Raw genomic sequence first — 13,503 nt, 5'->3', positions numbered from 1 at the left:
ACGGTCATGGGCAACTATTTCGAGAGCCCCTTCAGGGGCAAGCTGCTCTCGGAACAGGTCAGCAACCCGAACATTCGGGTAGGGCGCTACAGCTACTACTCCGGCTACTATCACGGGCATTCCTTCGACGACTGCGCCCGCTACCTGATGCCGGACCGCGACGACGTGGACAAGCTGGTCATCGGCAGTTTCTGCTCGATCGGCAGTGGCGCCGCCTTCATCATGGCCGGCAACCAGGGACACCGCGCCGAATGGGCATCGACCTTCCCCTTCCACTTCATGCACGAAGAGCCGGCCTTCGCCGACGCCGTGAACGGCTACCAGCCAGCCGGCGACACGCTGATCGGCCATGACGTCTGGATCGGTACCGAGGCGATGTTCATGCCCGGCGTACGGGTCGGCCACGGAGCCATCATCGGCAGCCGCGCGCTGGTGACCGGCGATGTCGAGCCCTATGCCATCGTCGGCGGTAACCCGGCCCGGACCATTCGTAAGCGCTTTTCCGATGGCGATATCCAGAACCTGCTGGAAATGGCCTGGTGGGACTGGCCACTGGCCGATATCGAGGCAGCCATGCCACTGCTGTGTACTGGGGATATCCCCGCCTTGTACCGGCACTGGAAACAGTGCCAGGCCACGGCCTGACGGTTGGACGAAGGAGGTCGAGGGTTTTTCTCGGGCCCGATGGCCTACCCTCTATGCTTCCAACGGTATACTGTCGCGATGCCTGGCCATCCAGACATGCGTGCCAGAGCCACTCCAGCGACCGTACCGGCGGAGCGAAACGCTGTGTTTCCGCCAGCCCGTGCCGAGCACCGATCGCCGGAACGATCGCAGGACTTCATGACCGACGGCCCCCTGGAACGGCTACCGGGCAAGACGAGTGACAAGAACGACACATGATTGAAGAAGCCACTTCCAGCAAGCACTCAGGCACGACGGACACCCCGCTGGTATCCGTCGTAGCGCCCTGCTTCAACGCGGAAAAGTACCTGGAAGAAGCCCTGCGCAGCATCTACGAGCAGGACTACCCGAATTTCGAAGTGATCATCGTCGACGACGGCTCCACCGACAACAGCTACGCCATGCTGGAGCAGTTGCAGAAAGTCCACGGTTTCCAGCTCTACCGCCAGCAGAACCAGGGCGTCAGCGCAGCGCTGAACTTCGGTCTGCAACACGCTCGCGGCGACTACGTAGCCACGCCGGACCTGGACGACATCATGCTGCCGCACTCGTTGAGCGTGCGCGCCGCGTACCTCGACCAGCACCCGGAGGTCGGCTGCGTCGGCGCCCTGGTGATCTACATCGACAGCGAAGGCCAGGAAACCAAGCGGCAGAACGGCAACCGCATCCGCCAGCTGGACTTCGACTACCTGCTCGGCAACGCCTATGTCTGCGGCGCCCCGGTGTCCCTGTACCGCATGGAGGCCCTGCGCGCCGCCGGCTTCTACGATCCCGAGATCAAGGTGCAGGACTTCCAGATGACCCTGCGCATCGCCAGCCAGGGCTACCAGATCCACAAGCTGCCGGTGCTGGTCACCCGCTACCGGCGCCACCCCGACAACCTGTCGCGGCGCTACAAGGTGCTGCTCGATGCCGACCTGCGCACCATCGCGCCCTACCAGTCGCATCCCGCCTACGAGCGCGGCCGCACGGAGCTGGTCAACAAGGCCCTGAAATACGCCGTGGTCGCGGACAAGCGGCATGCCTGGCAACTGCTCCGCTCGCTGCCGCTGCGGCAGTGGAACCGTACCACCTTCCGCCGGTTGAAGCGCTTCCTTCTCCATCACGAGAGCTGAGTCCGTCACCGCGAAGATTCGTCGTGCATGGGCTATACCTCCCGGATACACCTTGGTTTCGAATTGCCGCCCGACAACGGGTAGGCTGGCCGCTTGACGCCCGCGGCCGTTCTTCGAGGGAGCTTGAATGACCGCGCTGCACGACCTCCCGGGAACCCGCCTGCTGGCACTGTTCGCCCGCCGGGAACTCTCGCCCAGCGAGTACTACGAGCATCTGCTGGCCCACATCCAGCGCTGGGAACCGCATCTCAACGCGCTGTATCGCTTCGACCCGCAACGGATTCGCGAACAGGCCGCGGCGGCCACCGAGCGCTGGCGCAAGGGACAGCCCAAAGGCCCGCTGGACGGGCTGCCGGTAACCATCAAGGAGCTGATCGCCACCGCTGGCGAACCTATCCCATTGGGCAGCGCCGCCACCGCCCTGCAACCCGCGCCCTGCGACGCGCCGCCGGCCGCTCGGCTGCGCGAAGCCGGCGCGATCGTCCTGGCCAAGACTACGGTTCCAGACTTCGGCATGCTTTCATCCGGCCTCTCCAGCTTCCACGGAGTCACCCGCAATCCCTGGAACCTGGCCAACAATACCGGCGGCTCCAGTTCGGGCGCGGCAGCGGCGGCCGCCGCCGGCTACGGACCGCTGCACCTGGGCACCGACATCGGCGGCTCGGTGCGTCTGCCGGCGGGCTGGTGCGGCCTGGTGGGCTTCAAGCCAAGCCTCGGGCGAATCCCCATCGACCCTTACTACACCGGTCGCTGCGCCGGTCCGATGACCCGCTGCATGGACGACTGCCTGCTGCTGATGCGCTACCTCGCGCAGCCCGACGCCCGCGACGCCACCAGCCTGCCGCCGGAAGTGCTGGACTGGAGCGCCGAGCCGCTGTCGGTGCGCGGCCTGAGGGTCGGCCTGCAACTCGACCCCGGCTGCGGCCTGCAGCCCGACGCGGAAATCCGCGCCGCGATCGAGGCCGCGGCGCGGCTGTTCGAGGAGCACGGCGCCCAGCTCAGGATCGTCGAACCGCTGATGGACCGGAGCCTGCTCGACGGCCTGAACGACTTCTGGCGCGCCCGCCTGTGGAGCGAACTGCTGCTCCTCGACGAGACGCGGCGGGCCAGGGTGCTGCCCTATGTCCACGCCTGGGCCGAGGGCGGCGCACGGGTCAGCGGGGTCGATGCGGTGCGCGGTTTCAACCAGACCTTCGAGATGCGCCGGCGCGCCGCCCGGCTGTTCGGCGAGATCGACCTGCTGCTGACGCCGACCAACCAGGTCGAGGCCTTCCCCGCCGACTGGGCCTCGCCGCTGAACGATCCGCAGCGGCCGTTCGAGCACATCGTCTTCACCGTGCCGTGGAATATGGGCGAACAGCCCGCGCTCTCGATAAACTGCGGCTTCACGGCCGCCGGCATGCCGATCGGCCTGCAACTGGTCGCGCCGCGCTTCGCCGATACCTGGCTGTTGCGCATCGGCAAGACCTACGAAGGCTGGCGCGGTCCGATCCACGGCTGGCCACGGCCGCCGGCTGACTGAAGCCGGCAGCCGCTCGTCGCTCGGCTCCAGGCCTGAGTGTTTCAGTCGTCACTCCGAGAGGGCCTTCGCCATGCGCTCCCCCACCCGTCCCCCGGCGGCCGCCGATCCGGCCAGCCGCCGCAGCGTCTTTGCCGTGGTCCTCGGCAACGCCGTGGAATTCTTCGACTTCGGGGTCTATGCCACCTTCGCGGTGATGATCGGACGGACTTTCTTCCCCTCCGACAGCGCCTTCGTCAGCCTGCTCCTGTCGGTCACCGCGTTCGGCGTCGGCTTCGTCATCCGCCCCCTCGGCGCGGTCCTTATCGGCGCCTACGCCGACCGCGCCGGGCGCAAGCCGGCGATGCTCCTTACCCTGTTCCTGATGGCGCTGGGCACCGGCGGCATCGCGGTGCTCCCCGGCTACGACAGCATCGGCCCGGCCGCGCCGCTGCTGCTGGTGCTGACCCGCCTGCTGCAAGGCCTGGCCTGGGGCGGCGAGGCCGGACCGGCGACCACCTACATCCTCGAGGCGGCACCGCCGCACAAGCGCGGCACCTACGCCTGCTGGCAGGTCGTGGCGCAAGGCATCGCGGCGGTCGCCGCCGGGCTGATGGGCTACCTGCTCACCCTCTGGCTCGACGAGCGCCAACTGCAGGAATGGGGCTGGCGGATTCCCTTCGCGGCCGGCCTGCTGGTCCTGCCGATCGGCCTGTACATCCGCCTCAACCTGGCCGAGACCTTTTCCGGACGCGGCCGCCAGGCCAGCACCCGGAACCTGCTCGGCGAGTTGTTCGGCAATCATCGGCGGGCCCTGCTGCTCGGCCTGCTGATCCTCTCCGGAAGCACCATCACCCAGTACTTCCTCAACTACATGACCACCTTCGCCCTTACCGAGCTACACCTGCCGGCGGGCATCGCGATGCTCTCGACGCTGGTCGCCGGCGCCGCCCTGGCGCTCTCGGCGTTGCTCGGCGGCGTGCTCTGCGACCGCTACGGGCGCCGCGCCGTGCTGATCCTGCCGCGCCTGGCGCTGCTCGCGGTGCTGTTCCCGGCACTGCAGGCAATGACCCGTCACCCCGAGCCGGCAGTCTTCCTCGCCGTCCTCGCCCTGCTCTCGGCCCTGCATGGCATGAGCGGCGCGGCGCTGATCGTGCTGCTGGTAGAAAGCTTCCCCCGGGCGCTGCGCTCCACCGGTTTTTCCCTGGTCTATGCGACCGGCGTCGCCGCGTTCGGCGGCACCGCGCAGATCGTGGTGACCTGGCTGATCGGCGTCACCGGCAATCCGCTGTCGCCGCTGGGCTACCTGCTGCTGGCCAACCTGGTCTGCCTGGGTGGGGCCTGGCTGGCCCGCGAGACCTGGCCGGGTCGCGGGGACATGGGAGGTGCGCCACTGGTGGTGCGCGACTGAGAACTTGCGCGGTTCGTTCAAGCGCCGCCGGCCTGTCGCGGGCGACGCTGGGGTCCTCATTCATCCGGAGGTCCCACCATGCAGTTCTTCCTGCGCTACGCCTACGCGCCCCTCTTCTGGTCCGGCTTCATCGGCCTGGCGACCTGGCAGGTCGGCTATCGCCAGGCTTCCCACATCTGGCTGGTCGCCCTGTTCCTGGGGGCGCTCGGCCTGTCCTTTCTCGCCGAACGACGACTGCCCTACCAGCCACGCTGGAACCGGCCGCACGCCGACCGCCTGCGCGATGTCCTGCACGCGTCGGTCAACGAAAGCCTGAACGCACTCGGCATCCTCGCCCTGCCAATGCCGCTCCGTGGCGAAACGGTGTCGGCTATGGCGGCCGCCGTCAAGCCCGCAAGGTCAGCGTCCGAACCAGTCACGCCGGTCGTCGAAGGCGTGCTCGATCAGATCGAGCAAGGCACGCACCTCCACGCGGTTCTCCGCTTCCGGCTGCACGCTCATCCAGACTTCCCGCCGCATCGGCTCGTCGAAGACCTGCGGCAACGCCGCCAGGTTGCGCTCCAGGCGTCCGGCGTAATGCGGCAGCAGGCCGATACAGGCGCCCCAGAGGATCGCCTGTAGCAGCAGGTCGTGGCTCTGTACCTCGATCACTCCCGACTGGCGAGCCGCCACTCGCCGGTTCCAGGGTGCCAAGGCGGCGCTGGCGGCCTGGCCGTGGAGCTGCGCCAGCAGGTAGTCGTCCAGCTCGTCCTCGCTGGCCGGCCGCGTGCGCTCGCGCGAATAGCGCTTGCCGATGTGCGGCTGGTACTCCAGCTCAGCGATGCGCGCCGGTGCGGCGAAGTGGCCTTCCATCGCCGGATGCGGCTGCCCCGGATCGGCGATCCAGATGGCGATCTCCGCCGGCCCTGCGCTTTCCGGCCAGCCCTCGCGCAACTCGGCGAGGGCTACGCGCAGGTTGGCGTTCTTGCGCAGGTAGCCCCACAGCTCGCGACTGAGCACATCGTGCAGGACGCTTTCGGCCACCGCCAGGCGCACCAGCGGCTGTTGCCGGTGAAGATCGGCGTGGCTCTGGCTGTCCTCGACCAGGCGCTGCCCGGCGGCCTGGACGATGCGGCCCTCGCGGGTCAGCGAGAGGGCGTTGCCCTCATGCACGAACAGATGCAAGCCGAGGCGCTCCTCGAGCCGGGCCAGGGTCTTGCGCAGCAGTGTCGGCTTGACGTCCAGGCTGCGCGCAGCCTGCATGAAACAGCCGCAACGGGCGGTGACCAGGAAGAAATGCACCACCTCCAGAGAACCGAACAGCTCGTGCCAATAGGCACGGTCGTCGCGTCCCTGCGCGGGCCTGAGCAGTGCCGGGCGCTGCCCGGCGGACTCCGATAGGGCCATGCTTCCTCGCTAGCGTCCAGGCATGAGGCGAATCCGCAGTTCGATCGGCTGCGGCATGTGTTCCGGCGGCGGCAGGCGCAACGAACGGTCCATCAGTGCGCGCCGCAGTTCATTCTCGATCGGCTCGGCGTCGCTGCGCAGGCAGGCGAGACGGACGATCCAGCCGCGTTCGTCGAGCCAGACCCGCAGGTCGATGTCGGTATTCGGCAACTGCCCCGCCGCGCGCCGCGACTCCAGGAAGGCCAGCAGCCGCGGCGCGGTTTCGGCGTCTTCGCCCAGGCGCTGCTGGACCTGCTCGCCGAGCCATGCGGCATAGGCGCCCCAGAGCCGCTGGCGTTCGTCGCGGAACCGCTCGGGCTCGCCGAACAGCCAACTGCGCAGGTGCCGCCAGCGGCTCGCGCGCGGCCCACGCCTGGCCTCCGGGATGCCGTCCATCAGTGCAGTTCCGCCAGGGTCTTGCCGAGCAACGCGCCGTCGATGCTCAGGGTAGCGTTGTTCACCAGGCCATCCAGGTAGGCCTTGGCGATTTGCTCCTGGCGTTGCGCGCGCAGGCTTTCGCGCAGGCGACCACGGACCTCGTCGAGGGTGGCGAGGCGAGCGTCGCGACGCTCGGTCAGCTTGACCAGGTGGAAACCGTTGGCGCCCTGGATCGGCTCGGACACCGCGCCGACCTTCAGCCGTTCCAGCGCCGGACGGATCGCCGGCAGCAGTTGCGCCTGCGCCAGCAACCCACCGATGTCGCCGCCGTTGCGGGCGGTCTGCGGGTCGTCGGAATGCTTGCGCGCCAGTTCGGCGAAGTCGCCGTCCGCGGCCTGCCGGTAGAGTTCCTGGGCGCGCTTGCGCGCTTCGGCAAGCCCGCCGGCCGCAGAGGCGGCGATGAAGATCTGGCTGACCCGGTACAGCGCCGGTACAGCCAGTTGCGCCTTGTTCGCCTGGTAGGCGGCCTGCAGTTCGGCATCGCTGGGGTAGTCCTCGGGCACCGTGCTCACCGACTCCAGGTAGGTACGCAGGACGATCTGCCGCGCCGCCGCATCGATCAGCGTCTTCACCTGCGGACGCTGTTGCCAGTCCTGGGCGCTGGCCTGCTCGTAGAGCGCCTTCTCGGCCAGTCGCGCACGCATCCAGCGCTCCAGCGCGTCGCGGTTCTCGCTCAACTGCACGCGGGTTTCCGCCGGCACCTCGGCCAGCAGCGCCTTCAGTTCGTCCGGCGCCACCTGCAAGGCGCCGAGGCGGGCCACCGCGGGCTCCGCGGCGGCGCTGGCAGATGGCTTGGCAAGCGCGGCCTGGGCCTGGCCCGCGCCGCCGTCCTCGCGCTGGCCACAGCCGGCGAGAACGGCAAGCGCGAACGCCAGGACACCGCAACGAAATGCCGGCCGCATCGGCTCAGGCCTCGCCATCGACGGGTTGACCGGCATCCTGCGCCATGCCCTGTTGCTCCGCGGCCAGGCGGCTGTAGTCGCGCAGGTAGGCGATGAACTCCTGCAGCAGGCGATCCCACAGTTCGATATGGCTACGCAGGTTGGCCGGGCTGACGCCGCCGGCGACGATCACGTCCATTTCCATCACCAGGAACTCGCCCTGCTGCGACAGGCGGCCGAAGCGCCGGCTGAGATTCCAGCGCTCGGTCAGCCCGGCGGGCAACTCGCCCTGCACGCGCAGGGCGCAGCTGAAGGTGAAGTCGAGGTAGCTCGCCGGCGTCGCCGCCGGATTGCCGAAGCGCACCGCGTAGCCGATTCCCTGGCTGGCGCTGAGCAGTTGCACGACGCCGTTCTGCTCGCTGCGGTTGACCCGGTATCCGGCCTCCTGCAAGGCCTCGGTCAGGCTGTCGACGGAAAGGTGTTCGATCAGGGTGATGTCGTTCATGTCCGGGTTCCTGGTTTGCTATCGGATTTCACTGGGCGAGCGCCGCCTGGCGGTTCTCGACTTGGGTCTTGTAGAGGTCGTCGCCGAGCTTCTGCGCCATCTCTTCGAATTTCACCCGCGCACCGCTGGCGAACGGTTGGCGGATCTTCATCACCTCGGCGACGCTGACGTTCTCGTAGGCGCCGAGGATCTCCTTGGCCACGCCATACATTTCCCGGTTCTTCGCGGTGCACTGCTGCAACTGCTGGTCGTGCTCGCGGAACGCCAGGTCGAGCTTCTGCCGCTCGGCCTCCTTGGCTCGCGCCATGACCAGCAACTCGTCGTAGGCCTGCTTGTACTTGCCCAGTTGCTCGTTGCTCGCCTCGACCATCTGCCGCGCCCGGTCGTGCAAGCCCTGTTGCTGGGCCGAGAGCTGCTCGGCCTGGCCCTTGGCCCGGGCCAGCTCGGCGCTCAGTTGCTTGACCTGGGCCAGCGCCGCATCGCGCTGGCTTTCCAGCGCGGCTTTCGCCGCGGTGGCCTGGGCCTGTTCGGTCTGCAGCGCCTGGAGTTGCTGGGTGGTGCTGCGCAACTGGGCACGCAGGCGTTCCTCCAGGCTGTCGGCGTAGGCCGCCTGGCTGGCGTAGGCGGCGAAGGCGGCCCCGGCGAGCAGCGCCTGGGCCCAGATCGGTAATGAGAAAGGTCGCGTGTTCATGGTCTGCCTCTTCATGGTCTGCCTCGAGGAGCGCTCAGAAGCGCGTGTTGACCTCGAGTTGCAGGACGTCGATGGAGAACGGTGCGCCGTAGACCTCGTCGGAGCTGAGCCAGCGCGCGGTACCGTAGACGCGCTTGTCGAAGCCATAGCTGGCGCCGAGGATGTAGCCCTTGGCGTTGGTCCCGCCAAGGTGGAAGGTGGAATCGTTGAAACCATCCGGCAGGGCATCCGGCTGGATGTACTTGTAGGCGGCGAAGACCTGCCAGTCGCCGGCGTCGCGCATGTCCAGGGCGTTGCCCAGGGTGAACTGGAGCATCCAGGCGTTCGCCCCGCTCTTGATGTCGCCATCGGAGCCGAGGTTGTTGGCGATCTGCGCCACACCGCCGGCGCGCTTGCGCATGTCGCCCTCGTCGTAGCCCAGGTTGTGCACGTAGTTGCCGGCCACCCGCAGCTTGAAGTCGTTGGGCAGCTCGGCATCCCAGCCGAAGTTCAGGTCGAGCAGGTTGAACTCCGAGGCCAGGCCGACGTACTGCGGGTTCGGCGTGTTCGCCGGGTCGGCCGGGTTGGGCACGATGTCGCGCAGGAGGAACACCGTGTTGCCCTTCTGCATGAAGGTCGGACGGCTGCCGTCGGTGTCGCACTCCGGATCCCCGGCCCAGGGCCGGCAGGGGCTGGAACGCCGCCCTTCGATATCGTCGAAGCGGTAGTAGGCCAGCGCGCCGGTAAGGCTGTGCTGCGGGTTGATCTTCCAGGTGGCGCCCAATTGCGCGCCGTACATCCACTTGTTGTCGCTGTCTTCCTTGTCGAAACCGTTCGACGAGGCGGTGTCCGAGCTGTACTCCACGGGGAACGCGCCGACCGTGCCGAACAGCGAGACATCGCGGCTCAGCGGCTGGTTGAAGATCGCCGCCACGCCGTCGAAGTTGAGGTCGTTGGAATACAACAGGTCGGTGGACAGGAACGGATTGGCGATCCGCCCGCCGGTCAGGCTCAGGCGCTCGCTGGGCTTCCAGGTCAGGTAGCCCTGGTCGAGCCAGAGGTCCTTCTTGCCGAAGCCGCCGCCGAGGGTCTGGGTGGTCGACACCGGGTTGTTGTCCGAACCGGTGCCGATGCGGATGCCGGCGCTCCAGCTTTCCGACAGCGCCGCCTTGAGGCCGAAGCGCGCGCGCAGGCGCAGCAGGCTGTCGCGGTCCTCGCGGGTATTGAGCAGCGGCGGCAGGCCCGAGCTGGTATTCGGGTTGACGTCATAGGGACCGTCGTCGTTGAGTTCGGCGAAGTCGGTGATCTGGTTGCTGTTGCCGTTGCCGAAGGAGCGCGACTCGTAGCGCAGGCGCACGTCGCCGTCGAAACTGATGCGCGAGGCCCAGTCCGGGAAGGCGTTGGGCTGCGCCCAGTTCTCCGCCTTGGCCTGGGTCATTACCTCGGCCTTCACTTCGTCGCGGATCTGGTCGCGCACCACCTGCGGGATATAGGGTACGCGGACCTCCCCGGGGACCGCGGCGACGGCCGCCGCGGGCGCCACGGCCTGGCGCGCCTGCTGGGCCTGCAACGCCTCGGCCTCGGCCTGCCTGACCAGCGCATCGGCCTGTTCCTTCTTCAACACGCCCTGCTGTACCAACAGGCGGATCAGGTTGATCGTGGCGTTCTCCGAGGGCGCCGGCGGCTGGGCCTGCGCCTGGCCGGCCAGCGCGGCGAGCATGACGCCCATCCCCAGCGCCAGTCGGTTCACTTTCGCGTTCATCTGTGTACGGCTCCTAAGGTCCTTCAAGGCAGTCGCCTGCCGGAAATCGTTCTGGGTTGGCGTCTTCTCATCCCGGCCGCTTGCCCTGCAGGGCGATGCGCACCGGCAGGGTCAGCGAAGCCGGCGGGCGTTCTTCCAGGCGGCCGGCGGCGCGCAGCGCGGCCAGCACCTTCTGGTCGGTCTCGGGGTCGCCGCTGGAGCGGGTCAGTTCGGCCCGGGTGATATCCCCCGAGGAACTCAGCCAGATCTCCGCCTGCAGGCGGAACGCCAGGTTGCGCAGCTCCGGGTTGTCCCGCAGCAGGCGCTGGAAGGCGTAGGCCAGGTACTGGCTATAGCTGGCGTTGCCGGCGCGACCGCCGCCGGAACCGGCCATCCCGCCGCCCTTGCCGGCGCCGATGTTGAAAGCGTCGGAGCCGGACTGGGCGTCGCCATCCATCTGCATCGGGTCGGCCAGGTCGTCGGCCGGCGACGGCGGCGCTTCCTCCTGCGGCTTGACCTCCTCCAGTTCGGGTTGCGGTTCCGGCTCGACGATCTTTTCCTCTTCCACCGGCTGCTCCGGTTCCGGCGGTTTTTCCGGCGGCGGCGGAGGCGGCGGCAGCGGGATGATCGCCGGCACCTTGGGCGCCTCGCGGCGCACGCCGCTCATGTCGTTGGCCCACTCCCAGACCAGCCAGGCGAGGCCGGCGAGCAGCAGCGCGCCGAGGCCCCACTTGAGGTAGCGCAGGGTCGGGTTCGCCGGGTGGCCGTCGATGGACAGCGGCGCGGCATTTTTCGGCTCGGGGGTGTGCTTGGGATCGGCGGACATGTTCATCCCGGGCCTCAGGTCGGTTTGCCGGTGACCAGGCCGACCTGGGACAGCTCCAGGCGGCGCAGCAGGTCGAGGACCTCGATGACCTTCTGGTACTGCACCGTGGCGTCGCCGCGGACCACTACCGGGAAGTCGGGGTTGAGGGCCTTCTCCGTACGCAGGCGGTCCTCCAGCTCGGGCAGGGTCACCGGGTAGGCGTCGAGGAACACCTGGCCGGCGTCGTTCACCGAGATCGCCTTGGTCTTGGGCTGCGACAGCGCCACGGTGGCACTGGCCTTCGGCAGGTTGATCTGGATCCCAGCGACCTGGGCGGTGGCGGTGAGGATGAACATCACCAGCACCACCATCAGCACGTCCACCAGCGGGGTGATGTTGATGCTGTCGACGGCGCCGTCGTCGTCATCGTCGTGGCTGCTGTTCACGGAAGCCATGGCGTTCTCCTCAGGCCGGCAACGGCTGGCCGTTGCGACGATGGGCCACTTCGCTGAGCTGGCTTTCGCCATGTACCTCGGCGAGGCGGGTGACGAACTCGTCGACGAACACCCGCATGTCCGCGCTGACTTCCTTGTTCCGCGTGACCAGGCGGTTGTAGCCGAACAACGCGGGGATCGCGACGAACAGGCCCATGGCCGTGGCCAGCAGGGCGGCGGCCATGCCCGGGGCGATGGCATTGATGTTGACGTCGCCGGCCATGGCGGTGCCGAGGAACACCACCATGATCCCCAGCACGGTGCCGAGCAGGCCGATGTAGGGGCCGCCGGCGATGGCGTTGGACAGGCTCGACAGGCGCGAGCCGAGCTGCTGGTTCTCCTTGGTGCGCACGCCGTCCATGGAGGCGCGGATCGCCTCGATGGTGGCCGCGGAGACGGAAGAGGTGTCGGCGCCCTGCTCGCGGCGGGTGCGGATCTCCTTCACCGCCACCTGGTACAGGCGCCACAGCGAGGAGTGTTGCAGGCGGGCAGCCAGCTCGCGGTCGTCGGCGAGCAGTTCCAGGCGCGTGCCGACCTCGGCGAAGCGCTCGCGGAACAGCCCGTTGGCGCGACTGACGCGGCCGACGTTCTGGTTCTTGCGGTACATGATGACCCACGACTGGACCATCATCAGCGCCAGGATCGCGATGATCACCCAGGCATCCAGCGGCACTGCGTTGAGCAGGAAGCCGAGCTTGCCGAAGCCGAAGCCGGACTGCTTCTCGTCGACCCCGTAGGCCACCAGGCGCGACTCGGCGCCCTGGGCGGTGGCATCGGCGAGGAGCAGCGCCGCCGGGCGGGCGATCTTCGACAGGCGCAACTCGTCGATGGCGCCCTGGAAGGGTTGCAGGGTCGGCGCCGCGGCGCTCGCCTCACCTTCCCCGCTTGCCGCCTCGGTGGCGGCCGCAGGCGCGACCTGACCTTCCGCGCCGATGGCGATCACGCCGCTGAACGCCGGCAGCGCCGCCGCCAGGCTGGCGACTTCGCGACCGCCGAGATACAGCGCCAGCCGGGTACCGTCGGCGACCAGCGCCAGGTGCTGCCATTGCCCCTGCGCCAGGGCCTGGCTGGCGGCAGCGCGCTGACCGTTCAGCTCGACGAAGGGCGCGCCCTGGGCCAGGCCGACCAACAGGGCGTTGCCGCCTTCGCGGCGCGACAGCAGGACCTGTTCGCCGGCCAGTTGGTCGGGACGCACCCAGCCGCTGAAGCTGAAGGTGCCACCGGCGCTCACCGCCAGCGATGGGCTGGCCGGCAGCAGCAGCGGCTGGCCCAGCAGTTGCGCGGAGCGACCGATGACGCCCTCCACCGGACTGCCGGCGGCGGTCTGCGCATTGTTGGCGTAGGCAGTGGAATCCCGCGGCGGAGTGCCCGGCGCACCGTCGAAGTGATAGACCAGGGTGTAGTCCGGGTCGAACACCGACTGGCCGTTGCCGCTCTCCGGCGCCTTGGCGTTGCCGTAGTACATCCAGATGTCCTGGCGCTGGCCACCCTCCACCCGCGGCACGTCGACCCAGATCAGGGCCATGCCCATCAGCGGGTCGAAGCTCTCGACCTGGTGGCGCAATACGGTCTTGTCGTCGGCGGCGACGAAGCGGATGTCCGAGCCGTTCTCGTTGACCCCGTCGAAGGTGAAGTTGCCGGTATGCAGGCGCACCAGCAGCGGCAGGCGACCGAGACTGTCGTTGATCGCCGCACCTTGCGGGGTGGTATCGACCGAGACCTGCTTGCGGTACTGCCAGTCGTCCTGCCACCAGGCACTGGCGCTGGCCGGGGCCAGCAGGCCCAGGCAGATCAGCGATGTCAGCAATAAGCGATACATGTGGGGTTACTCCGGGG

General features: G+C 68.4%; 13 protein-coding genes and 1 pseudogene. 5 read left to right on the top strand and 9 right to left on the bottom strand.

Features of this window, described 5'->3' with window-relative positions:
- Positions 1–6 precede the first annotated feature (6 nt).
- The 5 genes and pseudogenes from catB to AC4OR5_RS27210 all read left to right on the top strand — a co-directional run.
- The gene (gene catB / locus AC4OR5_RS27230; protein ID WP_058160274.1) at positions 7–645 is read left to right on the top strand and encodes a type B chloramphenicol O-acetyltransferase; all 639 of its coding nucleotides are present in this window, start codon (positions 7–9) and stop codon (positions 643–645) included.
- A gap of 254 nt (positions 646–899) precedes the next feature.
- Positions 900–1,799 carry an alpha-1,6-rhamnosyltransferase gene (migA, locus tag AC4OR5_RS27225; RefSeq protein WP_003110804.1) on the top strand — a complete coding sequence of 300 codons (900 nt, stop codon included), beginning with the start codon at positions 900–902 and terminating at the stop codon, positions 1,797–1,799.
- A 127-nt stretch (positions 1,800–1,926) separates the two neighbouring features.
- Positions 1,927–3,321, top strand: a complete 1,395-nt coding sequence (locus AC4OR5_RS27220) for an amidase (protein ID WP_003134433.1) — start codon at positions 1,927–1,929, stop codon at positions 3,319–3,321.
- Between the two features lie 70 nt (positions 3,322–3,391).
- Positions 3,392–4,708, top strand: coding sequence for an MFS transporter (locus AC4OR5_RS27215; protein ID WP_058160275.1), 1,317 nt, complete (start codon positions 3,392–3,394; stop codon positions 4,706–4,708).
- A 78-nt stretch (positions 4,709–4,786) separates the two neighbouring features.
- Positions 4,787–5,053 (top strand): annotated as a pseudogene (locus AC4OR5_RS27210) (sterol desaturase family protein); the annotation flags it as partial.
- Positions 5,054–5,107: 54 nt separating this feature from the next.
- Here the strand turns inward: AC4OR5_RS27210 and AC4OR5_RS27205 are convergent.
- From AC4OR5_RS27205 to AC4OR5_RS27165, 9 genes are all read right to left on the bottom strand, one after another.
- Positions 5,108–6,094: a LysR family transcriptional regulator gene (locus AC4OR5_RS27205; RefSeq protein WP_021264203.1), complete on the bottom strand. Its 987-nt coding sequence runs from the start codon at positions 6,092–6,094 to the stop codon at positions 5,108–5,110.
- A gap of 9 nt (positions 6,095–6,103) precedes the next feature.
- Positions 6,104–6,529: a hypothetical protein gene (locus AC4OR5_RS27200; RefSeq protein WP_003110838.1), complete on the bottom strand. Its 426-nt coding sequence runs from the start codon at positions 6,527–6,529 to the stop codon at positions 6,104–6,106.
- Positions 6,529–7,473, bottom strand: a complete 945-nt coding sequence (locus AC4OR5_RS27195; protein WP_014603256.1) for a peptidylprolyl isomerase — start codon at positions 7,471–7,473, stop codon at positions 6,529–6,531. The genes AC4OR5_RS27200 and AC4OR5_RS27195 overlap by 1 nt, the downstream gene beginning before the upstream one ends.
- A 4-nt stretch (positions 7,474–7,477) precedes the next feature.
- Positions 7,478–7,957: a YbjN domain-containing protein gene (locus tag AC4OR5_RS27190; protein ID WP_003098446.1), complete on the bottom strand. Its 480-nt coding sequence runs from the start codon at positions 7,955–7,957 to the stop codon at positions 7,478–7,480.
- A 28-nt stretch (positions 7,958–7,985) separates the two neighbouring features.
- Entirely contained in the window at positions 7,986–8,648 is a 663-nt protein-coding gene (locus AC4OR5_RS27185; RefSeq protein WP_003085372.1) for a hypothetical protein, read from the bottom strand.
- A gap of 34 nt (positions 8,649–8,682) precedes the next feature.
- A complete protein-coding gene (locus AC4OR5_RS27180; RefSeq protein WP_058160276.1) occupies positions 8,683–10,389 on the bottom strand; it encodes a putative porin in 1,707 nt (568 codons plus the stop codon).
- Between the two features lie 67 nt (positions 10,390–10,456).
- Complete coding sequence (locus tag AC4OR5_RS27175; RefSeq protein WP_023112397.1) at positions 10,457–11,200, bottom strand: energy transducer TonB family protein; 744 nt, start codon at positions 11,198–11,200, stop codon at positions 10,457–10,459.
- 8 nt (positions 11,201–11,208) lie between these two features.
- On the bottom strand, positions 11,209–11,628 hold the full coding sequence (locus AC4OR5_RS27170) for an ExbD/TolR family protein (protein ID WP_003085366.1): 420 nt from the start codon (positions 11,626–11,628) through the stop codon (positions 11,209–11,211).
- 10 nt (positions 11,629–11,638) lie between these two features.
- A complete protein-coding gene (locus AC4OR5_RS27165) occupies positions 11,639–13,486 on the bottom strand; it encodes a DUF2341 domain-containing protein (protein WP_058160277.1) in 1,848 nt (615 codons plus the stop codon).
- Positions 13,487–13,503: the final 17 nt, after the last annotated feature.

This window comes from Pseudomonas sp. YA1 (assembly GCF_058680555.1).
This window is presented reverse-complemented; position numbering and strand designations above follow the sequence as displayed.